This is a genomic window from Enterococcus sp. DIV0183 (assembly GCF_050541505.1).
Lineage (GTDB): Bacteria > Bacillota > Bacilli > Lactobacillales > Enterococcaceae > Enterococcus > Enterococcus faecalis.
The window spans coordinates 14979-40137 of record NZ_CP172932.1 but is presented as its reverse complement, the minus strand read 5'-3'; the positions used below and the strand labels follow the sequence as shown (position 1 = coordinate 40137).

Below are 25159 nucleotides of genomic sequence, written 5' to 3'. Positions count from 1 at the left end.
TTCTTTCTCCTCTCCAATGTGCATTTTTACACATAGGATTGTTCACAGTCCCACAATCTATTCTTGATATTTTTTTTGAATCCTCATTATACTTTCTACATATGCTTGTTTCACTTGGACTGGCTCTAAAATTGTCACTTCTTCACCAAAGCCCATAAAATAGTTGGCTAAAAATTGTGTTTCTGTTGGATGAATCTGTCCAACTAAAAAACACTGCGTGGGCGTTTCTTCCAACTGAATATTGTCAAAGCGATGTTTATAAAAAAATTCTTTGCCTTTTTCTGTAATGATTGCTTTAAATGGAATCGTACGTGCCGTCGTTTGTTGATGGCGATACGATTCTTTCAGTTCTTCAGTCGTAAAATCCAGTGTTTGGTTTAACTGCTGAATAGCCTCCATAAAATCACAGCGGTAAGTACGCCAAGCCTTTTTAGTCACATCATAGCCTGAACAATACCAATACCCTTCTAAAATAGTTAACCGGGTTGGTAAGATTTTTTTCGTTGTTGCTTCATATCTGGTATAGTTAAACTGAATTACTTGTTGCGCCAAAATACAATGAAACAGCTGCTCTAAATTGCCTGGTGCTTCTACTTGTTCAATTCCTTCGTAATAGACGACCTTACTCATTTGACTGATTTTAAATTGGGTTGGTTCATCTAAAGAATGCAATAATTTTTGCTTAATTTGCTGATAGGAATGACCAAACGGTGACTCTGCGACTAATTTCAGTAATTGTAACGAAAAAAAGATCGCTAACACTTCATTTTCGTTAAAATAAATCGGCGGCAACAACGGTTTGTTTAAAACTCGATAGCCACCATAACGACCATTCTCCACATATAGCGGCACGCCTAAATTTTCCAAAGCTTCAATATCCCGCAAAGCTGTGCTTTTAGAAATCCCAAAAGTTTTCATTAACTGATTTAAATTAAACTGAGGATGGGTTCTCAAGAAAAAAAGTTCCTGATTTAAACGTTCTGATTTTTTCATTTTCCCCTCCATCGGTGTCACTTTTTGACACCTTTTATTGTTATGCTTATCTTATCAATCTTAGGAGGTTCAAACAATGAAAAACACACAATTTGCCCTTTTTATGGTCTTAAACGGACGAGCAACGGAAGCCTTGACGTTTTACCAAGAAGCCTTTGCTGGTGATATTCTTTTTAAAATTACTAATCAAGAATTTAAAGAGCGTTTAAATCCTTCTTTGACCATTCCCGCTGGCGAAGAACACTGGCTTTCTCACTCGATTTTACAAATGGACACTTTTCAATTACAACTAGCTGATAATCCTTTGTTTGCAGGAATGAATACCACGCCCACAGAACAATTGACCCTCAGCTTAACCGTCGACAGCCGTCACTCTGCCAAAACAATTTTTGAAAAACTCACGTGCCATCCCGAATCCTGTATTATCCAAGAACCAATTGAAAATGAATTTGCAACATTTTATGCGATTGTGAAAGATCCTTTTGGTTTAGTCACTCAAATTACTCAAGAAAAACAAGCAGATCCTACCAAGAAAGGAAGTTAGCCGAAGAATGCGAACCTATGAATCAAAAGAAGCCTTGATTGAGGCCATTCAAATAGCTTCACAAAAATATTTAGCTGAATTTGCAGAAATTCCTGAAACACTTAAAGATCACCGAATTGAAACAGTAGCTAAAACACCTTCAGAGAACTTAGCCTATCAATTAGGCTGGCTCAACTTGCTGCTTTCTTGGGAAGAACAAGAACAACGTGGTCTGACCGTTCAAACGCCAGCTGAAGGTTATAAATGGAATCAACTGGGTGCTCTCTATCAATCATTTTATCAAACCTATGGACAAATGAGTTTAGAAAGTCAGCTGATTGCGTTGCAAGACACCTTAGAAAAATTACTTCATTGGATTGACTCGCTTTCCGAAGACGAATTATTTTTACCTCAACAACGGGCTTGGGCGACCACCAAAGCACAATGGCCTCTTTGGAAATGGATTCACATTAATAGCGTTGCCCCTTTTACTAGTTTCCGAACGCAAATTCGCAAATGGAAAAAAGCGTGTCTTTAAAAAGTTATCCACATTTTTTCAAAAAAAGCTTGACAAGCATTTTTAAATTCTCCACAGAAAACTTTGTGGATGAAATTTCTTATTTTTTCCAAAAAACTTTTCCACAATGCTTATTTGTTCGACATTAAATCTTTGTAAATTCTAGAAAAAAGAAGATGAAAACGTTGTTTTAATAACGTTTTCATCTTCTTTCAACTTTAGGGATTCCTTTATTTTTAGCAAGCAGGCCTTCTGAACTTGCGTCTATTTTTTTTAGCAACTCGAAAACTTATCCTTGTGGATAAACCGAGATAAAAAGCTTTTTTGTGGTTTTCAACAGAGTTATGCACAAAGTTATCCACAGGGCGTTTTCAGCAATTTTTCGGAGAATATTCGTTGTTTTAATCTGGTGATTTAGCATTTGAATGTCAATCTCTTACTACTAATTCTTCTTCACTCCACCCTTAGGATCCTAATAAAATTTTAAAGTTTTTCTTCTATTGGTACATCAAATAAAGAGTATGATAAACTATAGGTACTTTCGAAAAATCAGGTGAGGTTATTTATGAAAAATAAAAATAGGCAGTTTTTAAAAAACAACTGGCCTTATATGTTAGCCAGTTTCTTCATTCCATTTTTAATTATGGCAATTATCTATTTGAGTATTGGGATTTATCCAGGAAGTAGTCGCAGTGTTTTAGCCAGCGATGCCTTTTCTCAATTTTCAAATTTTCACGCAAGCTTTAACAATGTTCTTCATGGAAAACAAAGTCTTTTCTATACGTGGAATGCTTCTTTGGGACTAAACTACTTGTCCTTAATTTCCTATTATCTTGGTGGCTTATTTACGCCGCTCGTCTTTTTCTTTAACAATCAAAACATGCCTGATGCGCTCTATTTCCTAACGTTGTTGAAAATTGGGAGTGCTGGCTTGAGTTTTTGGTTCTTGGCAAAACAAACCTTTAAGATTCCTAAATGGTCCCATGTGACTTTAAGTGTGTCTTATGCGCTAATGTCCTTCATTGTGGCCCATTCAGAATTAATTATGTGGCTGGATGCCTTTATTTATCTGCCACTCGTAATTTTAGGAATTCATCGTTTAATGGACCAACGAAAACCGACATTATTGTTTGTCAGTTATTTCTTGCTTTTCATTACAAATTATTATTTTGGCTTTATGATTGGGTTGTTTTCCTTCCTGTACTATTTTGCACGAACGTTTACAGACTGGCAACGATATAAATCTCGAATCGTTGCGTATTTTACTACTTCTCTTTTAGCTGGTGGAGCATCTATGATTATGGTCTTACCTGCTGTCTTAGATTTACGAACCAATGGTGAAACTCTTTCTGAAATTACAACCTTTAAAACAGAAGCGACTGCCTTTTTAGATATTATTATGAAAAATATGATTGGCGTTTACGATACAACCAAATATGGGTCCATTCCTTTTATTTACATTGGGTTGTTGCCTTTGATTTTTTGTCTCTTCTATTTCGTTACGAAAGAAATTCCATTGAAAAACAAACTACTTTTTGGCAGTTTGTTTGTCCTATTGATTGCTAGCTTTTACATCACGCCCTTAAATTTATTCTGGCACGGTATGCATGCGCCGAACATGTTTCTTTTCCGCTATAGTTTCCTCTTTTCATTCCTAGTTATTTTGCTTGCTGGTTATGGTTGGGAAAAATTTGAAAAGGATGATCTCGGCGTCTTAAGCGGCTTGATTTTGATTCTTTTAGCAATTTTTGCTCTTGCAATGGGCACAAAAGGTGCTACTAGTTATACGTATGTGACTTTAACCTCTTTCGTATTAACGGCAACTTTTTTACTATTATACTTTTTCGGGATTGCTTTTTATCAATTGAAAAAAGCGCCTATGCAATACTTAGTGATTTTACTATTGCTGCTCGTTTCTGGTGAAGCAATCATTAATACACGGGCGATGGTCACTGGTATTTTAGATGATTGGAACTACGCATCACGCAGCTTGTATTCTGAACCTTATCCTGACTTAAAAAATCTAGTCGATCAAACAAAAAAAGAAAATGATACCTTTTACCGCTTGGAAAATTTAAATGGTGTTTCGGCCAATGACGGCATTAACTATGGCTACAGTGGCATTAGCATGTTTTCTTCCGTGCGGAACCGACATTCTTCAACATACCTAAACGCCTTAGGTTTCCGCTCGCGAGGCACGAATTTAAATATTCGTTACCAAAATAATACCTTGTTAATGGATGCTTTGATGGGCATTAAATACAATATTGCTGAAAACAATCCAATGAAATTCGGCTTTGAGCGACAAGCAGCTGCTGGTAAATATCAGCTTTATCGTAACGAAAATGCTTTGCCGTTAGGATTTTTAGCAGACAAAGAGATTTACAATGTCCGGCAACCTCTCAATGATAATTTAGGTAGTCAAACAAATTTACTAAATGCTTTAGCCAATACCAATGAACGGTATTTTACCTTTTATCAACCAACGATGACGCTTCAAAATAACGTGACAATTACGCAAAATACAGCTGGCGTAACTTTTACGGAGAAACAACATAACGTAGCCAAAGAGATTTCTTATACAGTCAATGTGCCCGCCAATACGCAAGCTTATTTGAGTTTATTCCCAACGGATTTTGCTCAATTGGAAAGTTCCACTGCGACGGTCACCGTGAACGGCTCGAGTCAGCAATCACAAATTGGCATTACTGGCCAATATTATAATTTAGGCTACTATCCAAAAGATACAACTGTTAACTTCAAAGTAAGTTTTTATGGAACCAAAGCAGTAAGTTTTGTTCAGCCGCAAGTAGTTGGCTTAAATACCAATGCATTTGAAAAAGCCATTTCCGCCGTGCAAGAAAAAGGCGTTGATTTAACCACTGGCAAACGCTCTGCTTCAGGTACCTTTACCGCCGACAAAGATCAAGTACTCGTCACTACAATTCCTTATGACAAAGGTTGGCGTGTCAAAATTGATGGCAAAAAAGTTACCCCAAAAGCCTTTAAAGATGCCTTTCTAAGCGTTCCTGTCAGCGCTGGAACCCATACTATTCAGTTCTCTTATTTACCAGAAGGATTGATTCCTGGCATCGTGTTATTCGTTCTATGTACTGGTGGTTTCGTTGCCTACGTAACCTTGATTCCTGCTAGACGAAACCGTAAAAAAGAAGACAAATAAAAAATCACGCGATGGCTAAGTCATCGCGTGATTTTTTTAAATTTCAGTCATTGCTTCTTCCACAAGCGAAACACTTTGATGTCTTCCTTTCGTAATCAACAAGGAAAGTTGCACAAAAGCAAAGAGGACACTGGTCCGCTTAGGATAAGCAAAATAACGTGGTTGCCAACTAGTGACATATTGTTCTTTGCGCTTGCGTGTATCTTGAAACGCATAAATTTGATAACTATACTTGTAAAAAATATTAACAAAGCGTTCTTTTAAGAAAGAGTACTTGCTCTCCCCTACGTTAGCCAACGGCGCCATCCCAATATCAATTAATTGATAGCCCTGCTGTTGATAGGTTTCAATAAAATGAGTGAACAAATATTCTCTAGTAAAAGCAGGTGCGTCTGAACGAATACGTAACAAATCATAAGAAATACTTTTGCCTTTTTCCATTTCTTTTCCCGTAATAAAACCAATGACCGTTTGTTTCTGTCTCACCAAGCCCACGCTACTGCATTTCAAGTACTCGGGATCCAACCGTCCACCAATAAAGTAGCGCTCTTTTTGATTCCGTGACCAGTCCGCAGAAACTCGTTCTAACTCTTGATATAAGGCATCACTAATCGTTTCGGGATAAAATTCAAACTGAAAATCCGCTGCTTCTGCTGCTATTTTTTCAGTCACTGTTTCCGTCCAGGCTGTTTGATTCACTGTTGACAGCTCATCAAATTGAATCAAGCCTTCTTCCCCAACTTTCATAAATTCAAAGCCGCAATCGTGAAGATTCATAACATATTCTTCCGAAATACGATAAAAAACTAATTGATAGCCTAACAAATCAGCTTGATCCATAAACGCCAGTGTCGCCGCTGTCCATTTCTCTCGTTGCCCAATTGGATCCGCCAAGACAAAGCATTTATTAAACTTCATTTGAAACCCAAAAAGTACTTGATCTTCGCCTTCTTCTTGGTAATAAAAATGACCATAATCCTTTAAATACAAAAATTGACTGCCTTCGTTGCCACCAAATTTTTCCAAAAAGCGTGTCAACCGCGCTTCCTCAAATCCCTCACCTAAAGTAACAGTTGTTTCGGCTAAATATTGATACAAAAAGAATAAACCAATCAAGGAAATACTTAATCCAATCAATCCGTTAAACCAAACATCATCTGACGGAAACAACAAAAAGTGATTGATAACTTGATTGCCACCAGCTGGTCGTGCGGCGTAATAGCCAGCAACCGCATAACCGATAAACAAGCAGCCAAACAAAATACTATCTACCGTTAAAGCGCCCCATGAATAAACAAACTTTTCACGATAAAATTCTTTACGAGCCAAAATAACCGCCAATAAAATAACAGCATAAACAGCAATCAACTGCCACGAAGTCGTTCGTGCCACCGTATTTACAATACAAAATCCTAGTAAAATAATTGTAGGCCAATAAGCTTTTTTCACTTTCATAGAAATGCCTCGAGCTAAACCTAATAACAAGAATCCTACAAATAAATTCAATGTTTGATCTAAAAAATTAAAAGAAAAGGGAAGTAACACTTGGAATAAACGACTGACATTCGACAAATTCGTCACAGTCGACAATAGAACCATCATAATTCCTGCAAAATATAACGCCGCCACCAAAATAAAATGCGCCACTTTTTGTGAAAATAACCGAGGTAAATTATCAAAAAATTGATTAACTTTCATGCCTGCTTGTTGCAAGAACAAAATAACTCCTGTCATAAAAGGCGTCACATAATAGAACAAACGATAATACAACAACCAGACGACCGCTTGTGATCGATCAATCCCTAATTGTGATAAACCCAATATCATTAAGACATCAAACGTTCCCATACCACCAGGAACCATAGTTAACATCCCGATTAACGTAGCGATAACAAACATTGGGTAAACAGAAACCATCGAAACTGGCACCTGCATCAAGCGACCTATCATTAAGAAAGCAAACATCCCACCTAGCCATTGACCTAATGAAGCGCCGAATAATAGGAGCACCGCTTTTGGAAAAAATGTTTTAAACAATGTTCGCCGTTTTAAATACGTGAAAAACCAGAGCGCTGGCGCAATCAGACTGCCCAATAATAACCAAAGCCAATATTCACGAAAAACATTTTGGGTTCGAATAAAAAATAAATCAACAAACGCCACAAAAGATAAAATAGATAACCCTGAAATCAAGAACAGAGCAACTTTTGAGACCGTTGCTACAACCTTGCCCCGTGGTACATCTTTTCCGTAAAAATTAATCCGTAGCGTTGCCCCAACCACGCCGCCAAAACCCGCTAAGTTATTAATGGTATTAGTGACCCAAGCCGAAGTTAACCAATCCATTCGTTTCATTGGTGGCTTACCTTCTTTTTCCAATAACTTAACGACTACATAGTCATAAAGGAGCATTGGAATAACCCCTAACAGTCCTGCCAAGACCATACCAATTAAACGCCCCGTACTTTGTTGTTCCATCGTGGAAAAAATATCCGCCCAGGTCATGCCTTGAGCGATATGTGTCACTTGGTTAGCCACGAAAACTAATACAGAACCAAGAAAAATTAGTTTCAATAATAAACTGTGTTCTTTCAACCACTGCGTTAGTTGGCTAATATTTTTTTTCATCTTATAGCCTCTTTCATATCTCTTTTCTATTCATTTAACTTTCGTTTTATCGATTTTCTTCCATGGTAGCCTATTTGCTGAAAATTTTCCAGCACGGCTAGACATTTTGGCTGAATCGTATTGTTTTATTGAAAAAAAGAGTGAGAAAAAAATCGTCTTAGATTTTTTTCTCACTCTTTTATCTGTATTTTTTACGCCACTACTTCTGCGATAATCTCAATCTCCACCAACACATCCATCGGTAATTTAGAGATTTCAATCGTTGTGCGTGCAGGATATTCCGCACTAAAATACTCAGCATAGACTTCATTGAATGCCGTGAAATCCGCCATATTTTGTAAATAGCATGTCGTTTTGACTACATGAGCAAAATCACTACCAGCTTCTGTTAAAATCCCTTGAATATTTTTCAGTACTTGATTGGTTTGTTCTTTAATCGTTGTACCAACCACCTTGCCTGTTTCAGGATCCAGTGGAATCTGACCAGAAGTAATCAATAAACCATTCACAATTTTTGCTTGTGAATATGGCCCAATTGCTTGTGGTGCTTGCTTTGTTTTAATTGTTTTCATTTCTTTTCCCCCAGTAAATGACAAGTTGTTACTTTTTGTTATTTTATTTGTTTCTATTTTTCCATTGTACTGCAACCATTTTCGGAATGCTATCTTTTCTCAATTATTCCCAAGCGCTGATGCTGTGCCATCCTTTTGTAAAACAGCTTCAAAACCTTGACGCATCCTTTCAAGTCCTTCGTGTAGTTTTGCTTGCGAACAGCCAATATTTAACCGTAAAAATCGTTGCCCATTACCACCATATATCGAGCCGTCCATAATAGCGACTTTCCCCACAGAAACTAAAGCCTCTTGTAAGCGGGCCACATCTGGAACTGCCGCTGATACATCCAACCACATTAAGTAAGTGGCTTCCAGCTCCGTCACTTTAATTTTTGGCAAATATGTCTGTAAAAAATCTTTCACGTAACGTTGGTTCTCCGCTAAATAATCATTCAACTCGTCAACCCAAGTACCACATTTTTGATAGGCCGTCATGGTTGCTAGCATTCCCAAAATACTTGTTGATGATAAACCATCGGCGTTTTTTAATTTGAGCTGAAAAGCGTCACGCAATTCGTTATCTGGAATTAAGGCGTAAGCAAAAATCAGCCCTGGAAAATTAAAGGTTTTCGTGCCACTGGTAATAATGGCAGATTTTTTATAATCAAATTGCGTAATTGGTCGATGAACATGGCCTTTATTAACGATATCCATATGAATTTCATCAGAAAGTAAAAACACATCATACTGTTGGCACAATGAAACTATTCGCTCTAATTCCCATTGCTCCCAAACACGTCCTGTTGGATTATGCGGGGAACATAAAAGCAAACAGCGATTTTCTGGTTGCGCTAGTTTTTTTTCTAAATCAATAAAATCAATGCTGTAGCGCTTCTCTTGATAAAGCAGTTCATTCGCCACTACTTGCCGCTTATTTTCCTGAATAACTTTAAAAAATGCATCATAGGCAGGTGTTTGTAAAATAATGCCCTCCCCTTCGTTAGTCAATAATTGAATCAAAGCAGAAATACCATAGATAACGGTCGGGGTATACATAATCCAGTGTTCTTCAATCTTCGTCTGGAATCTTGTCTGGTACCACGTTTGAATTGCTTCTTTTAATTGCGGATGGTTCCACCTCGTATAGCCAAATACTGGATGGTTCAAACGCTCCTGTAATGTTGCCAGAACTGCCTCTGGCACAGCAAAATCCGTATCGGAAATAGTGAAGGGAAGCAAGTCCGCTTCCCCAAATCGGTCTTCTACAAAATCCCACTGTGTACAATACGTTCCTCGTCGATCAATTGCTTTATCAAACGACACACTCTTCACCTTCTGTCTTTTTTCTAACCTAAAATCATCTCTAATTGATTACGGACCGTTGTCACTTTGGTTCCGATAATCACTTGTACATTCTGCGCATCTAAATGTACAACGCCTAAAGCCCCTAATTGCTTTAATTTGTCATCATCTACTTTATTAGCATCTGCTAACACTAAACGTAAACGCGTAATGCAATTATCAATAGCTTGAATATTCTCTTGCCCACCCAAAGCCGCTAAAATCCCAGGCGCATCATAGCCACCCGTTTTCTTATATTGAACTTCTTGATCGGTATATTCAGTCTCATCTAAGACCTTGTCTCGTCCAGGTGTTTTTAAATCAAAGGTTACAATGACTGTTTTAAAGACGAAATAATAAACAACAAACCAGATAGCGCCGACAATGAGAACCCACCACCATTTTGTATAAGTTCCTTGTAACAAGCCAAAAATAACAAAGTCCAGTAGCCCGCCATCAGTGTTCCCAATCACAACACCTAATAAAGCCATTACCATGAAACCTAGACCAGTCATAATGACATGAAACAGCCATAATAATGGACTAATAAATAAGAATAAAAATTCAATTGGTTCTGTAATGCCAGTGATAGCCGTAGCAATTACACCCGAAAGGAGTAAGCCTTTAATCTTATGTCGATTCGCCGGAGCTGCAGTATGATACATCGCAAGTGACGCCGCTGGTAAGCCAAAAATAAAGGTCGGCATTTTCCCTTGTGACAAGAAAGCTGTTGCGCTTGGTGAAATCGGTAAATTATTTTGCAATTCTGCATAGAAAATATTTAACGCGCCAAACACTTCTTTGCCAGCCACCACCGCTGAACCCCCTGCTTCAGTAAAACGAATCATGGAAACCAAAATATGATGCAACCCAAACGGTAACAGTAGACGTTCCCCTGAACCAAACAGAAAAGGCCCAAAAATACCAGAACGTTGGATAAGTTGGCCAATCGCCATAATCATTAGCGCGAAAAGTGGCCAAACTAACGGAATTACTAAGCCCACGAATGCCATTACTAATGAAGTAATAATTGGCACAAACCGTGCGCCAGAAAAGAAGGCAAAACTATCTGGTAGTTGCACCGTATAAAATCGATTATGCAACTTATAGACAATAAGCCCAGCGATAATTCCACCAAGAACACCCATTTCAATCGTTTGAATCCCAAAAACCATTCCTTGGCCGGCTTCCCGCAACTGCTCAGGATCCACGAGGCGATTCGTCTGCACTAAATAGAAATTAATCGCTAAATTCATCACCGTATAGCCTACGAAACCTGAAAACGCAGCAATTCCTTTTTCTTTCCGAACTAACCCCAACGGAATGGCCATTGCAAACATGACAGGTAAATAGGCAAACGCAAAACCACCAATTGTCGACATAAATTGGAAAATAATTTTCACTGCGGGCTTTCCTAAAAACGGGATCGTTTCAATCATGGATTCACTGGAAAAAGAACTTCCTAATCCCAACAAAATCCCCATAAAAGCTAATAAAGCCACTGGCAACATAAACGTTTTACCTAATCCTTGGAAAAACTCCCAGAAAGTCGCTTTCTTTTTCTTTACTGCCATTTCTTAACTCCTCCATTCATTCTTTACAAAACTAAAAATGATTGCGTTTACATTCATTGCCCTCATTATAACTAGCCCAAAACAAAGAAAAAAGAGGCTACACTCTTTCTGTATCCCCTTACATCATTTAGTATGGTGTTGCATAAAATTACCGCGGTTGCTTTGCCTCTGCGTACATTAATAAAACCGTATCGAACAAACAAATGACAGCAATTCTTGAACTTAAATCCACGCGCTGATGATAACGTGTCGTCCCTTTGGCAAATAACGTCGTCGTCGACAATTTTTCCAAGGTGCTTCCTTTAGTCGAAATCAAACTAATCATCGGCACTTGCTGTTCCTGCGCTACACGTGCATACGCTAAAATCCCCTTAGTTTCTCCTGTATAACTGACAAAAATGGCTAAATCCTGTCCATCCAGATTCTTAACTGCTGCCGCTTGTTCATCCCAATCAGATCGTGCATAGGCTTTTTTTCCTAAAAATGTTAGCTTTCGTGCAAAATCAGTACAAATAGGAAAACTGCCACCAACACCGAACACTTCAATCGTATTCGCACGCTCAATCATTTTAAGCATTTCCGCGACTTTGGCTTCATCCATTTGTTGAAAACTATCTTGCACATTGGCAATCAACTGTTGCGTAATAGCTTGAAAACTACGACTATCGCTTTCTGTGCTCTCGCTCTGCACCGATTGGACGATTGCGTATTTTAATTCTTGGAAGCCTCGATAACCTAAGTGTTTTGCTGTCCGAGAAATAGTGGCTGTTGAGACAAACAACGCCTGCGCCACCTCATAAATGGTTTGTGAACTAATTTCCGTCATATGCGTCAAAATATAATCCAGTACTTGATTTTCAATTTTACTTAAATGATTTCGTTTCTTTTCTAACAAAGCGATTAATCCCTCAGTCGACATCCAATCCCTCACTTTAAATCATTTTTTATAATTATACACCAGAATATTCTGATTATTTCAATAAGAAAGTCCAAAATAACCAACAGCGGCTCCATCATTCGCCAGAGAAAAAAATCAGCCTTCCGATGGAGGTGCTTGTTGCGCGTTCTTGCTATACTCTGTATATAGAAAACAGGAAAAATTTGGAGGTAGTACGTATGAATAATCAACGACCAATGTTTATAAATATTCTTTTAGTGGTCCTTTTATTTTTAGTTGTCGGTTCACTCTTTAGTGCCGTTGTCGGTATCGTGGGAAGCTTATTGTGGCTAGCAGTAAAAATTTTAGTTCCCGTAGCGATTATCGTGTGGCTTGTTCGAACAATTTCGGGAAATAATGGCAACTGCCACCGTCGTTATTAAAAAAAAACAGGTTTTCCTTTTCGGAAAACCTGTTTTTTTACTTCTTTTATCTAAAAGCATATACAATATTACTAATACCAAACATCATAAAGTAGAAGCCAACTAAGAAGCTTAAAGTTAGTGCTGAAGACAATGGATTAAATAATAACATTACACCTAAGATAATCCCTAAAACGTCAACAATTAATGTGAACCAGAAGTAACCTGTGCTTACTCGTTTAGCAAAATCTAAAGTAAATAAGCCGAAAATTGAGTCGAATAAAAACCAAATTGCAAAAACAAATGGTAACACAGCGACACCAATATTTAAGTTAAACAATAAGTAAACACCAATGAGGATATCAATAATCCCTAAGATGATTGGTGCATAAGCTTTGTAGCCTAGCAATTCTTTCATACGATTACGTACAAAAATTTCGAAAATCCCTTTAATAATAGCAAAAATCGCAAAAACCATCACAATGGCAATTAAATTACCGGCAGGATTTTGGAAAGAAATTAATGCAGTCAGAACAAATAGAATTCCTAATACTAATGAACCCCAGTCCATTCCATGATGTTGTCGTTGTTCCATGACACTCACTCCTCTATAAAATAATTTATTACACTTATTATGTTACTACTATTTTACAAGGTGTCAAATATTTTCATCGTGCTTTCTGAAAACCATTTCAATGATAACTCCATTAAAAACAACGTATCACTTGATTGTCTCTTTTTTGGTGCAAAATTGTGCCTTTTTTGTATAAATAAGTCCCTCGTTTTCCCACAAAAAAACCGCTACTTTTTCATCTAGTTTATAAAAAAGTAACAGTTATAAATTATTTTTTCTTTTTCCCAATCGAGAGAATCCCTCTTTTTATGACATCAAAGAAACTCAAAGATTGGACCATATGATCTGGGTCAACATATTCACGAATAGCTCGTAACACTCGCTTCGGCTCTTTTGAAGCAAACGTATACGTCCCATTTTTCTTGGTTTGAATCGCATAACGAGGAATCCATTTTCCTTTGAACATTACTGAAGCCAACACGTAATCGACTTCTTCCCACGGAATTTGGATAAACTTACGTGGATCTTTGGCATGGTAAAATTCAAACCCGCGGTCACCTATCATAATTTGTCCATAATCTGTTAATCCTGTAAATGCCGTCGCATCTATAACTAAATCAACTTTTGTGTTTAATGATTGTACCATGTTATCTGCTCCATTTCATTCAACTAATTCCTCTTTATTATACGTTTCTTTCCTGATCGAAACAAACAAAATTACATCTTTGTTTAAAAAAGCGGAAGAAAAGTTTCTCGACTTCTCTTCCGCTTTTTTTGATTAGAAGTAATAAACTTACCTCGTCATTCTTATAATAAGCCGATTAAGTGGCCGACAACGCCGACTACGAATAAACCAAGAATGATAACGATTGGGCTAACTTTTTTCTTCAATAACCACATACATAAGAATGTAAGTAGTAATGGTGCTAGACCTGGAATCAATTGATCTAAGTTATCTTGTAAAGTAGTAACTTTCGTTGGTGAAAGCGCCAAGCCTTGGTTCACTTGTTCAAAGGCTTTATGCATTCCTTCACCGCCAGCAGGAAGTTTATCCCACTCGATATAAGCACCTTTGTCTAACTTAACTTGTGAGACAATTGGTAAGAACTTAATCGATACCCAACGTTGAACTAATGCGGCCAGTACGAACATCCCTAAAATAGAAGCACCTTTTGTAATATCTTGTAGTAAACCACCTGAAAGGTCATCAGTAATTTTAGAACCTGCTTTGTAACCAAACTCTTGTGTATACCACATGAATGACCAACGAATTAAGTTCCAAGCAACGAAGAATAAGATTGGGCCTAAGATGTTACCACCCATTGCTAAGGAAGCACCTAAAGCGCCTAACATTGGACGAACAGTAAACCAGAAAACTGGGTCACCGACACCGGCTAAAGGACCCATCATCCCAACTTTAACCCCTTGAATCGCTACGTCATCAACTGGTGCGCCATTGGCACGTTCTTCTTCCAAAGCTAATGTTACACCAAGAATTGGTGAGGCAATGTATGGGTGTGTATTAAAGAACTCTAAGTGACGTTTTAACGCCGCTGAACGTTCTTCTTTCGTTTTATATAATTTTTTGATTGCTGGAATCATTGAGAATGCCCAGCCGCCGTTTTGCATACGTTCATAGTTCCAAGAACCTTGGATAAATGTTGAACGCCAAGCTACAGCTAAACGATCTTTTTTAGTTAATTGAATTTTTTCTGCCATTTTCTTTGCTCCTCCTTCAGAATTAGTAGTCGTTTAAAATATCGCCTAATGGGTCGCCAGAGTTGCCTCCGCCATTTGAGTTAGAAGAACCGCCCATTTTAGATAAGTTCAAGTAAATAAGAGCTAAAGCGACACCTAAAGCACCTAATGCGATTAATGTTAATTGAGAAATCGCTGCGACTACGAAACCGATAATGAAGAATGGCCATACTTCTTTTGTTGCCATCATGTTGATTACTAATGCATAACCTACGGCAACGACCATACCACCACCGATAGCCATACCATCAGTTAACCAAGCTGGCATTGATTCTAAGAAATTACGAACAGTGTCAGCAGGAATGAATAGTAACGCACCTGCTGGAATCGCAATACGAATACCTTGTAAACATACAGCGAAAATGTGTAACATTTCAACTTGTTTAATGTTGCCTTTTTCAGCAGCCGCATCCATCATGTGAACGATTGGAACCGCAACTGTCCGAACGATCATTGTTAAGAACAAACCTGCAACCGCTAAAGGAACTGCGATGGCAATCGCTGAAGGAACACCTTTAACACCTTGGCCACCTAAAACTAAAATAATTGCTGAGGCAACAGATGCTAAAGCGGCATCCGGTGCAACGGCAGCCCCGATGTTCGCCCAACCTAACGCGATCATTTGTAAAGTACCACCTAAAACAATTCCGGCTTCTAAATTACCAGTAACTAATCCGATTAATGTACATGCTACTAACGGTTGGTGGAATTGGAACTCATCCAAAATCCCTTCCATACCAGCTAGAAAGGCAACGAGTAAAACTAAAATAATTGATATAACAGACATGATAAGCCTCCTATTTTGATTTGTATTTGACGAGTTACGCGTTTGCTAACTCATTTTTTGCTTTTTTCAAAATTTCGTCCATATTCGCTTTTGAATCATTTGGCACTTTACGCACATCAAATTTGATGCCTTTGGCTTTTAATTCATCAAACGTATCAACGTCTTCTTGACCCATTGATAATACTTTGCTTACAACGACTTTTCCAACAGAGTGAGCCATTGAACCAACGTTTACTTCTGGGATTTCTACGCCGCCTTCAACCACTTTTAAGACGTCTTCAGGATTTTCAAATAATAATAATGCTTTTGTATTGCCAAAACGTGGATCTTTCGCTACTTCAATCATTTTACTGATTGGAATAACATTGGCTTTTACTCCTGGAGGAGCTGCTTGTTCGATTAATTTCTTACGTAAGTCATCTTTTGCAACGGCATCAGAAACAACAATAATTCTGTTTGGTTGTGTTGCTTTTGTCCAAGCTGTTGCTACTTGACCATGTAATAAACGTGAATCAATACGTGCTAGCACAAATTTAATTTTGCCATCGCCAACAACTGTACCTGGTGGTAACGAACCTTTTGGCTGTGCATCTTCTGTCGCAGCAGCTTTTGGTGCTTCTGCTGGTTGTAACTCTTCTGGTTTAACTTTGACACCATCTTTTGCTGTTTCAAGAATGTGTGTCGCAATTTCTTGTGCTGATTCCATAGAGAAACGAGAAGCATATGCTTCAATAACCATTGGTAAGTTCATACCTGCAACGATTGCCCATTTGTCTTTATGATCTTCTAACAATGAGTTCGCTTGGTTAAATGGTGTTCCTCCCCATAGGTCAACTAAAAATAGTACTTCGTCTTGATTGTCAAACGATGCAATGGCTTCTTGCATTTTTGCTTTTACATCATCGGGACCTTCGCTAGGCATTAACGTAACTGCTTTTACATTTTCTTGTTCGCCAAAGATCATTGCACCAGATTGCAAGATCCCTTCAGCAAATTCACCGTGACTTGCTAGGATAATTCCTACCATTTTTATACCTCCTGTATAATTGATGTTTTTTTTCATGGTTGTACTGCTAAACGCTTTCACTTTTTGAAAAAAATCAGATAAATCAGATTCTGACAAAAATAAATGAAAAAATTTCAATAGTTCTTGATTTTTTTCAACATCAGCACTTGCCTTTATCAATACAGTTCATGAAGCAATGATGTTGGTCCTAGGCCACCACATCCTTTCAATGTCTTTCGTCTGTAAAAATTAACGTCAGCTGGCGTTATTTTCTTTGCTACGCTCTTTTTTCAGTAAATCCATCAAATTCACTTGGCTGTCTGCTGCGACTTTTCGAATTTCCAATTCAATACCTTGTTCATTTAAAAACAGAAATGCTTTTAAATCGTTGGCATCCACTGCGACTGCATTCGTAATCATTCGCTTGCCTGTGCTGAAACTCATTCCGCCAATATTCACAGAAGTTAGTTGTACACCGCCTTCGACCACTCGTTTCACGTCCAAAGGATTAGTGAATAACAACATAGCTCGAAACGAATCAAAACGAGGATCAGGGTAAACATCAATCATTTTTTGAACAGTGATGACATTTACTTTGACACCAGGTGGAGCAGCTTGAACCAACAAGGCTTTTCTCAAATTGTCATGAGCAACGGAATCACTAACCACTAAAATGCGATTAATGTTCGTCAATTTTGCCCAAACAGTTGCTACTTGGCCATGAATTAATCGATCATCAATTCGAGCTAAACGAATATCCATTACCATCGGGAATGCTCCTTTAAATTCATTTTTAAAGGTTAGGACCTTTGTCTTTTTACTTAAAAATTTTAGGTAAAAAGGGACACCTTATTATAAGCAAGTTTCGTGCCAACTTTAGTGTATCGGTTCGAAACCTAGAAAATTATAGGTTTTTTTAAGAAAATAAAAAAACGATACACTAATAAATAGTGTATCGTTTTTCTGTATTAATCTAGTGTATCAATTTCGGTGATTTTATCTTCGATACACTGAGCATTTTTGACTAACTGTGCGATAAAATAAACTTCTTCTGCTGGAACATCCATATTAAGAGCTTCTTCCATAGTCTCAATTGAGGACACAATCACTGGATAAATTGGTTCTTGAACCAATCGACCAAGTTCCTTTTCTGAAACCGTCAGTGTATCATTCCGTAAAATACGCTCCAACATGCCCGATGTGTGCATAATCAAATTGATGTAAAATGTGTACTCTTCTGGCATCGCTAATTGGGTTTGGATATTTTTAGCGAATGACCACAACAGATCAATGATTTTTTTTCCATTAATGAAAGTGAAACTTTGCTCCATATATTTTAGACAAATTTCTTTTGCTGCCGCTTCGTCCAACGGCTTATTCATTACTTCTTCTTTCCGCTCTGCTAGTAATTGCTGAATAATTTTTTCTGCTTCACCGGAAAAGAAATTTTCCATGGAAATATAAGGAACACCAATTTTGGGATTGGTAATCCCAGTTGTCGCAATAATTTCATAGTCTTCTTGAATTTTAGGCAAGACTTCTTTCATATTTACAATGGACAAAGGAATCACTTCTAAATGCCAGTCTATTTGTGGCAAGACAGCTTCCTCAATAAGCTCTTTCATTCGGCGCGCAGTTCCTTCTCCAGAAGCGCAGATAGCAATAATTGCTCTTGTTTTCCAATTTTCAATGATTTGTTTCGTTTCACTTTGGCGAATATCGGCATAGCCATGAAAGTTTTTTAAAGACTCGTGAAGTGTTTCCAATTGCGTATCAATTAATGCGGTTTTGCGGGCCGCTTCAAGAACAATTGGCGTGGTCACCATGTCTACTGTCCGCACATCAATGCCTGTCTGGCGTACAATTTCTTCTGAAAAAGTACTTAATGAACCCATATCCACCAATAATAGTACGCCATTCTCTTCATTCACTTCACCAACTGCTTCAACGATTTTACGCAAAGCTTCTTTCGGTGGCATATCTAACGGCATATCCACAGCCTTCAAATTATCAACATTTAACAATTGAGAAACCACTTGTACCATACTGCTAGCGGTACTATTTCCGTGCGCAGCCACGACAATGCCAATCCGGCCAGCCTCAGGATTTTCTCTTAAAGAAATGAGCAAAACAGCTAAATAGTAACTTTCAGATTCAGGAATCTCCATCTGATAACTACTTTCAATAATATTTTTAATTTCTTTTGCTGTTTCAAACTCTGTTGGATAATCTAAAACCATATTTCGAATACTTTCATTTAAAGGATGCTTAGGATCTTTGCCTAATTGGATGCGTTTCAAGAAAGAACTAATGTGTAAACTCATTGCATAAATAAAGTTGGGTTGAAACGAATACGATAACCGCTTCGCTGCAAAATTATAAATTTTCTTAGTGACATCAATAATTCGTTGGTCAACAATTTCAGCCAATTTATTTTCTGTATCAAAGGTGAACCCATAATCTTTGTAGAAAGATTTTAAATGAACATTGATATCCGTTGTAATAAAATTATTAATTAGTTCTTGGTCCAAGCCGTCTGCTTTTAAGAGAGCCGCTTTATCTCCAATAATCTCATATAGATTGTAAGGCAATTCATAGGCATCTGACTGAATAGCTACTAAAGATTCATTTGGTGATACCACTAATTGCGGTTCCAGATATTTCGATAACTCCGACAATACTTCTCGATTACTGGCAAGTTGCATAATGCCTTCTTTGATATTGTCCGTTAATTCGTCCATCGTAATCATTAATTCCTCTTGTTCCATCTGATTAAGGAACCCTCGCGCAGTCACAAGTTGCACATTCGATTTTAGCTGACCGACATTTCCATAAGAAACACTTCCAATTAACGCTTTGACCACATCTTCTGACAAAGAGATTCGCCGTTGAATCCGCGCTGCTTCCATTGAAACCATCACTTTTAGGAGGTCAATTTTTTCTTTCGCAGGACGGTCACTAAAGTTCGGTAATTGAATGATAATCGGAATGCGTCGCACAAAAGTATTCAATAAAGAAGAAGTAGGATTCTCCGTCGTAGCACAAATAATCCGAACATCCGCATGATGTGATTTCACTGTTTCACCTAAACGCGCGTACACGCCGTGATCCATAAAATAAAAAATCATTTCTTGTCCTTCGGGTGGTAACCGATGTACTTCATCTAAAAACAGAATGCTGCCATCTGCTTCATCAATAATCCCTTCTTTCGCTTTCGTAGCGCCTGTGAAGGCCCCTTCTACATACCCAAATAAATGCGACATCAAAAGTTCTGGATTATGCGCATAGTCTGCACAGTTAAACACCACAAACTCTTTTTCTTTGGCCACAATTTGGTTCAGCTTCGCAAATTGAAACATGGCATGAGCAAAATAAGTTTTCCCAGAACCTGTTGGTCCAGTAATTAAACAATTCAAGCCTTTTGGCGGATATAAAATCGCTGCTTTGGCTTGTTCCACCGGCGTTTTCATGCTTCCAGCTGAACCGATAATTTTTTTGAAAATATCTTCAACTTCTGGGGTTTTACTTGTCGTGACTACTGGTTCAACCAATGGTTCGATAAAAGTTTTTGTGGAGTGATCCATTGATTTTTCCCGATAACTTTTAACTGGCTTGGTTAATGGTCGATGCTGAAACGCCACCTGCGCGACATATTTTACTGGTCGACCAGATAATTTTTTCAAGCGCCCTTCACGAACCAGTTGATTCAAATCTTTACTAGCATTGGTCCGCTGAATGTTTAAACGTTCTGAAATTTCTTGTGTCGTGACTCCCGCATCACTTGTTAAGGTCATTGGCGTTAAATTCTTCGTTTGCTCTTTAACATATTGATAGATTTTTTCAATCCGCTTCATTTTTGATGGCTCCTTTAATCGATACACTAATTAATTTACATGATACAGTGTATCATTAAAAAAATACACTAAAAACCCTTTCATGAAAAAAATTTCTGTTTCACATGAAACATTTTAAAAAAGCGCCTTTTTTCTATAAAAAACCCACCTTTTTATTCGTTTCTGTAAAAAGATTGAAACTCCTTGAAAAAAGGTTCTGTAGCCGATATAATGCAGAGAGGTTCAAGAATATATTAAAAGCGAGGAAAACAATTGATTACTGTTAATGATGTAAGTTTACAATTTCCAGATCGTAAACTTTTTGAAGAAGTGAATATTAAATTTACTCCTGGCAACTGTTACGGCTTAATCGGCGCAAACGGTGCAGGAAAATCAACGTTTCTTAAAATTTTATCAGGTGAGATTCAACCGACAACTGGCGTGGTTTCAATGGGTCCTAATGAGCGACTAGCAACGCTGAAACAAAATCACTTTGACTACGAAGACTACACTGTTTTAGAAACTGTAATTATGGGACATAAACGTCTTTACGAAGTAATGAAAGAAAAAGATGCTATCTATATGAAAGAAGATTTTTCAGATGAAGATGGGATTCGTGCCGCAGAACTAGAAGGCGAATTTGCTGAACTTGACGGTTGGGAAGCAGAACCTGAAGCAGCTGTTTTACTCCAAGGGCTAAACATTCCAGAAGAATTACATGATCAAAAAATGAGCGAATTAACAGCTGGTCAAAAAGTCAAAGTATTATTAGCTCAATCTCTTTTTGGTAAACCAGATGTCTTACTATTAGACGAGCCGACAAATGGTTTAGACACCCGCTCAATCAATTGGTTAGAAGAATTTTTAATCAACTTTGAAAATACCGTTATCGTGGTTTCCCATGACCGTCATTTCCTAAACAAAGTCTGCACTCACATGGCAGATTTAGACTTTAGTAAAATCAAACTTTACGTTGGTAACTATGATTTCTGGTTGGAATCAAGCCAACTAGCGACAAAATTGCAAGCACAATCTAATGCCAAAAAAGAAGAACAAATCAAAGAATTACAAGACTTTATCGCTCGTTTTAGCGCCAATGCCTCAAAATCAAAACAAGCAACGTCTCGTAAAAAAATGTTAGATAAAATTACCTTAGATGACATTCAACCTTCCTCTCGTCGTTATCCATTCGTTGGTTTTACACCAGAACGTGAAATCGGCAATGACTTATTACAAGTTGAAAATGTCTCTGTAACGATTGATGGCAAAAAAATCTTAGATAATATCTCGTTCAACTTAACAAAAGATGATAAAGTGGCATTCATCGCTGACTCAGATATTACAACGACTACGTTATTCAAAGTGATTATGGGCGAAATTACTCCCGATACAGGTTCTGTTCGTTGGGGCGTTACAACTAGCCAAGCTTATTTACCAAAAGACAACAGCAAAGACTTTGAAGAGCCATTAACCATTTTAGATTGGTTACGTCAATTTGCTGGTAAAGAAGAAGATGACAATACGTTCTTACGTAGTTTCTTAGGTCGGATGTTATTCTCTGGTGAAGAGGTACTAAAACCAGTCAATGTTCTTTCCGGAGGCGAAAAAGTGCGTGTCATGCTTTCAAAATTAATGCTTTCCAAAGCCAATGTCTTAGTTTTAGATGATCCAACGAACCACTTAGACTTAGAATCAATCACTGCATTAAATGATGGGTTGATGGCTTTCACTGGTTCAATTCTTTTTGCTTCACATGACCACCAATTTATCCAAACATTAGCGAACCGAATTATTGCTGTTTCTGATAAAGGGGTCATTGATCGGGCAGAAACAACCTATGATGAATTCTTGGAAAACCCAGAAATTCAAAAACAAATGGACATTTTATTCAGTTCAGATTATTAAAAAATGAGGTCGGGACAGAAGCGTTTAACTCCGAGAACCAAGTAGGTACTGTTCAACATCTATTTACTTTGCAAATAGTGTTTCTCAGCAATAAGAAGGAATTTCCGAAAATTGTCATAAAACACAACGAGGAACGAGTTGATGTTGCATGATACCTACCCGGTGTTCTATAATTTTTGGAGACCAAGTAGGTATTGTTCATCATCGAATCACTACGTTCTTCGTGATTCTCAACAATTTCGGCTTATTTCCGAAGGACCTTCAACTCTTAGAGCTTTAGCTCTTAGAAGTTGTTGAGATCGGAGCAACGCGTAGTGTTGCTTCTGTTCCCGCCGTTTATCAATTTTTAAGCCTGGGACAAAAATCCAAAGTGATTTTTGTCCCAGGCTCATTTTTTATTTTCTTTTTTCACCAAAAGAAAACACAGCAATACAACCTATTCCGGTATGACTAGTAATGGTGGGTCCTAGAGGATAAATCAGTATCTCATTAACTTCTATTTCTTTTTCAATTAATTCTTTGACTTTTTCCGCGTCATCTTTCGTTCCCGCATATGCAATCAATAGTGTTTGTTTCATTGGCTCTACAATGCCTTGAATCGTTTCTTGCGCAATCTTTTGCAAGGACTTGTTTCGTCCACGAGTTTTACCAACGGATGCTAGTTTGCCTGCCGCATCCACGCGAATAATTGGTTTAATGTTCATTAAGCCACCAAGTGCTGCCGCTGTTTTAGAAATCCGTCCGCCACGTTCTAAATGTTTTAAATCATCTACCGTTACCCACGAGTGAAGTTTCATTTTTTGCTCTTCAAGATAGGCAACAACTTCTCCTAATGAATGACCATCTGTTTGTAATCGAATGGCTTCTCGGACTAACATCCCTTGACCTAAGCTAGCTGCTTTTGTGTCAATAATATGAATTTCTACATTATCATACTCTTCTTTTAACATCTCTACTGATTGCAACGCACTTTGATAAGAGCCACTTAACCCAGATGAAAAAGCTAAATAAATCACCGGTAACCCTTGCTCCACAAAAGGACGGAAAAATTCATTGTAGCGTCCTACATTAACTTGAGAGGTAGTGGGCATACTTCCATTTTTAATAGCCGTTAAGAAGTTCTGATAATCAAACGTTTCACCTAAATCATCGCGATATTCTTTCCCGTCAATTTGAATATTCATGCTAATAAAAGGTACTTGGTTTTCTTTTAAGTATGTATACGGCAAGTCACAACAAGAATCTGTCACTAATTGATAATTCACGGACAATTGCCCCCTTCATGTTTTCTTTTATTTTACCATAGTTTTTCATTTTTATATAAAATTAAAAAAGAACGTAAAGGCTGAATTGGCATAAGCCATCCTTTACGTTCCCTTAAAAATCTGCTTAAATTTGTGCCCAAACGCTTTCTAAAACGTTCGTTTGGTTACGGTCTGGACCTACAGAGAATGTTGAAATGCGCACACCAACTAATTCTGAAATCCGATGCACATAGTTACGAGCATTAGCTGGTAAATCAGCTAAAGTTTTGCAACCAGTGATATCTTCAGACCAACCTGGTAATTCTTCATAAACTGGTTTACAGCGGCTTAATTCTTTCAAGCTTGCTGGATAATGATAAATTAATTCACCATCAAGTTCATAAGCTGTACAAATTTTCACCGTTTCTAAACCACTTAACACGTCAATCGAGTTTAATGACAAGTTTGTAATCCCTGATACACGTTTTGAATGACGCATAACTACTGAATCAAACCAACCGACACGACGCGGACGTCCTGTTGTTGTTCCGTATTCTTTACCGACACGACGAATGGTTTCTCCTGTTTCATCAAATAATTCTGTTGGGAATGGGCCGTCACCGACACGTGAAGTGTACGCTTTGCAGACACCAACCACTTTATTAATTTTTGATGGACCAACGCCACTACCGATAGTTACGCCACCAGCTACTGGATTAGAGGAAGTAACAAATGGATAGGTTCCTTGATCGATATCCAACATGACACCTTGTGCCCCTTCAAATAAAACCCGTTTCCCAGCATCTAATGCATCGTTTAAAATAACCGAAGTATCTGTAACATATTGTTTAATTTGTTGTCCGTATTCATAGTATTCTTCAAAAATATCATCAAATTCAATGGCTTCGCTATCAAACATTTTAACGAATTGACGATTTTTTTCTTCTAAGTTAATTTGCAAACGTTCCGCAAAAATTTCTTTATCCAATAAATCAGCGATACGGATTCCCACCCGTGCTGCTTTATCCATGTAGGCTGGGCCAATTCCTTTAATCGTTGTCCCAATCTTGTTTTCACCTTTCGCATCTTCTTGCAATTGATCCAATTTAATATGATACGGCAAGATGACATGGGCACGATCTGAAATACGTAAATTATCAGTGGCAACATTATTTTCTTTTAAATAAGCTAATTCTTTTACTAAAGATTTTGGATTCACAACTACGCCGTTACCAATTACACTAATTTTTTCTTTATAGAAAATCCCTGAAGGAATTAAATGTAATTTATACGTTACGCCGTCGAATTTAATGGTATGTCCGGCGTTATCTCCGCCTTGGTAACGAGCGATCACTTCTGCGTTTTCACTTAGAAAGTCTGTAATTTTTCCTTTACCTTCGTCGCCCCATTGCGTTCCAACAACTACTACTGATGACATTCGA

At 37.7% G+C, this 25159-nt stretch carries 20 protein-coding genes; 5 read left to right on the top strand and 15 right to left on the bottom strand.

The features are described 5' to 3' along the window. Nucleotides 1-57: 57 nt before the first annotated feature. On the bottom strand, nucleotides 58-1005 hold the full coding sequence (locus IGK72_RS00160) for a helix-turn-helix transcriptional regulator (RefSeq protein WP_002389777.1): 948 nt from the start codon (nucleotides 1003-1005) through the stop codon (nucleotides 58-60). 64 nt (nucleotides 1006-1069) lie between these two features. On the opposite strand from IGK72_RS00160, the gene IGK72_RS00155 reads away from it, so the two are divergent. The 3 genes from IGK72_RS00155 to IGK72_RS00145 all read left to right on the top strand — a co-directional run bounded on the left by IGK72_RS00155 (nucleotide 1070) and on the right by IGK72_RS00145 (nucleotide 5214). After that, nucleotides 1070-1537, top strand: a complete 468-nt coding sequence (locus tag IGK72_RS00155; protein ID WP_002370604.1) for a VOC family protein — start codon at nucleotides 1070-1072, stop codon at nucleotides 1535-1537. Nucleotides 1538-1544: 7 nt separating this feature from the next. After that, nucleotides 1545-2054: a ClbS/DfsB family four-helix bundle protein gene (locus IGK72_RS00150; protein WP_002356044.1), complete on the top strand. Its 510-nt coding sequence runs from the start codon at nucleotides 1545-1547 to the stop codon at nucleotides 2052-2054. Nucleotides 2055-2598: 544 nt separating this feature from the next. Then, a complete protein-coding gene (locus IGK72_RS00145) occupies nucleotides 2599-5214 on the top strand; it encodes a YfhO family protein (RefSeq protein WP_023895208.1) in 2616 nt (871 codons plus the stop codon). 36 nt (nucleotides 5215-5250) lie between these two features. Here IGK72_RS00145 and mprF read toward each other — a convergent pair whose 3' ends face one another. From mprF to IGK72_RS00120, 5 genes are all read right to left on the bottom strand, one after another. Continuing rightward, on the bottom strand, nucleotides 5251-7842 hold the full coding sequence (gene mprF / locus IGK72_RS00140) for a bifunctional lysylphosphatidylglycerol flippase/synthetase MprF (protein ID WP_070415761.1): 2592 nt from the start codon (nucleotides 7840-7842) through the stop codon (nucleotides 5251-5253). Nucleotides 7843-8033: 191 nt separating this feature from the next. After that, nucleotides 8034-8414 (bottom strand): RidA family protein, encoded by a 381-nt coding sequence (locus IGK72_RS00135; RefSeq protein WP_002356039.1) that lies wholly within the window; start codon nucleotides 8412-8414, stop codon nucleotides 8034-8036. Between the two features lie 99 nt (nucleotides 8415-8513). Beyond that, nucleotides 8514-9728 (bottom strand): MalY/PatB family protein, encoded by a 1215-nt coding sequence (locus IGK72_RS00130; protein WP_016635155.1) that lies wholly within the window; start codon nucleotides 9726-9728, stop codon nucleotides 8514-8516. 14 nt (nucleotides 9729-9742) lie between these two features. Further along, nucleotides 9743-11311, bottom strand: coding sequence for a maltose/glucose-specific PTS transporter subunit IIBC (malX, locus tag IGK72_RS00125; RefSeq protein WP_002387436.1), 1569 nt, complete (start codon nucleotides 11309-11311; stop codon nucleotides 9743-9745). A gap of 148 nt (nucleotides 11312-11459) precedes the next feature. After that, nucleotides 11460-12230 (bottom strand): MurR/RpiR family transcriptional regulator, encoded by a 771-nt coding sequence (locus IGK72_RS00120; protein WP_002387434.1) that lies wholly within the window; start codon nucleotides 12228-12230, stop codon nucleotides 11460-11462. A 197-nt stretch (nucleotides 12231-12427) separates the two neighbouring features. On the opposite strand from IGK72_RS00120, the gene IGK72_RS00115 reads away from it, so the two are divergent. Beyond that, nucleotides 12428-12631 (top strand): hypothetical protein, encoded by a 204-nt coding sequence (locus tag IGK72_RS00115; protein ID WP_002383512.1) that lies wholly within the window; start codon nucleotides 12428-12430, stop codon nucleotides 12629-12631. Between the two features lie 46 nt (nucleotides 12632-12677). On the opposite strand, the gene IGK72_RS00110 is transcribed toward IGK72_RS00115, so the two are convergent. From IGK72_RS00110 to IGK72_RS00080, 7 genes are all read right to left on the bottom strand, one after another. Continuing rightward, entirely contained in the window at nucleotides 12678-13205 is a 528-nt protein-coding gene (locus IGK72_RS00110; RefSeq protein ID WP_002356034.1) for an HdeD family acid-resistance protein, read from the bottom strand. Between the two features lie 247 nt (nucleotides 13206-13452). Then, complete coding sequence (locus IGK72_RS00105) at nucleotides 13453-13830, bottom strand: DUF956 family protein (protein WP_002356033.1); 378 nt, start codon at nucleotides 13828-13830, stop codon at nucleotides 13453-13455. A gap of 161 nt (nucleotides 13831-13991) precedes the next feature. After that, on the bottom strand, nucleotides 13992-14903 hold the full coding sequence (locus IGK72_RS00100) for a PTS system mannose/fructose/sorbose family transporter subunit IID (protein ID WP_002356032.1): 912 nt from the start codon (nucleotides 14901-14903) through the stop codon (nucleotides 13992-13994). Nucleotides 14904-14925: 22 nt separating this feature from the next. Continuing rightward, entirely contained in the window at nucleotides 14926-15729 is an 804-nt protein-coding gene (locus tag IGK72_RS00095) for a PTS mannose/fructose/sorbose transporter subunit IIC (protein ID WP_002356031.1), read from the bottom strand. Between the two features lie 34 nt (nucleotides 15730-15763). Continuing rightward, nucleotides 15764-16756 carry a mannose/fructose/sorbose PTS transporter subunit IIA gene (locus tag IGK72_RS00090; RefSeq protein ID WP_002356030.1) on the bottom strand — a complete coding sequence of 331 codons (993 nt, stop codon included), beginning with the start codon at nucleotides 16754-16756 and terminating at the stop codon, nucleotides 15764-15766. Between the two features lie 234 nt (nucleotides 16757-16990). Beyond that, nucleotides 16991-17503: a mannose/fructose/sorbose PTS transporter subunit IIB gene (locus IGK72_RS00085; protein ID WP_002385473.1), complete on the bottom strand. Its 513-nt coding sequence runs from the start codon at nucleotides 17501-17503 to the stop codon at nucleotides 16991-16993. Between the two features lie 200 nt (nucleotides 17504-17703). Continuing rightward, complete coding sequence (locus IGK72_RS00080) at nucleotides 17704-20589, bottom strand: sigma 54-interacting transcriptional regulator (RefSeq protein ID WP_002387433.1); 2886 nt, start codon at nucleotides 20587-20589, stop codon at nucleotides 17704-17706. 252 nt (nucleotides 20590-20841) lie between these two features. On the opposite strand from IGK72_RS00080, the gene IGK72_RS00075 reads away from it, so the two are divergent. Then, a complete protein-coding gene (locus IGK72_RS00075; protein ID WP_002356027.1) occupies nucleotides 20842-22473 on the top strand; it encodes an ABC-F family ATP-binding cassette domain-containing protein in 1632 nt (543 codons plus the stop codon). 395 nt (nucleotides 22474-22868) lie between these two features. On the opposite strand, the gene IGK72_RS00070 is transcribed toward IGK72_RS00075, so the two are convergent. Both IGK72_RS00070 and IGK72_RS00065 read right to left on the bottom strand, forming a co-directional pair. Next, nucleotides 22869-23738, bottom strand: coding sequence for a DegV family protein (locus IGK72_RS00070; protein WP_002359214.1), 870 nt, complete (start codon nucleotides 23736-23738; stop codon nucleotides 22869-22871). 124 nt (nucleotides 23739-23862) lie between these two features. Next, nucleotides 23863-25155: an adenylosuccinate synthase gene (locus IGK72_RS00065; protein WP_002359213.1), complete on the bottom strand. Its 1293-nt coding sequence runs from the start codon at nucleotides 25153-25155 to the stop codon at nucleotides 23863-23865. Nucleotides 25156-25159 lie beyond the last annotated feature (4 nt).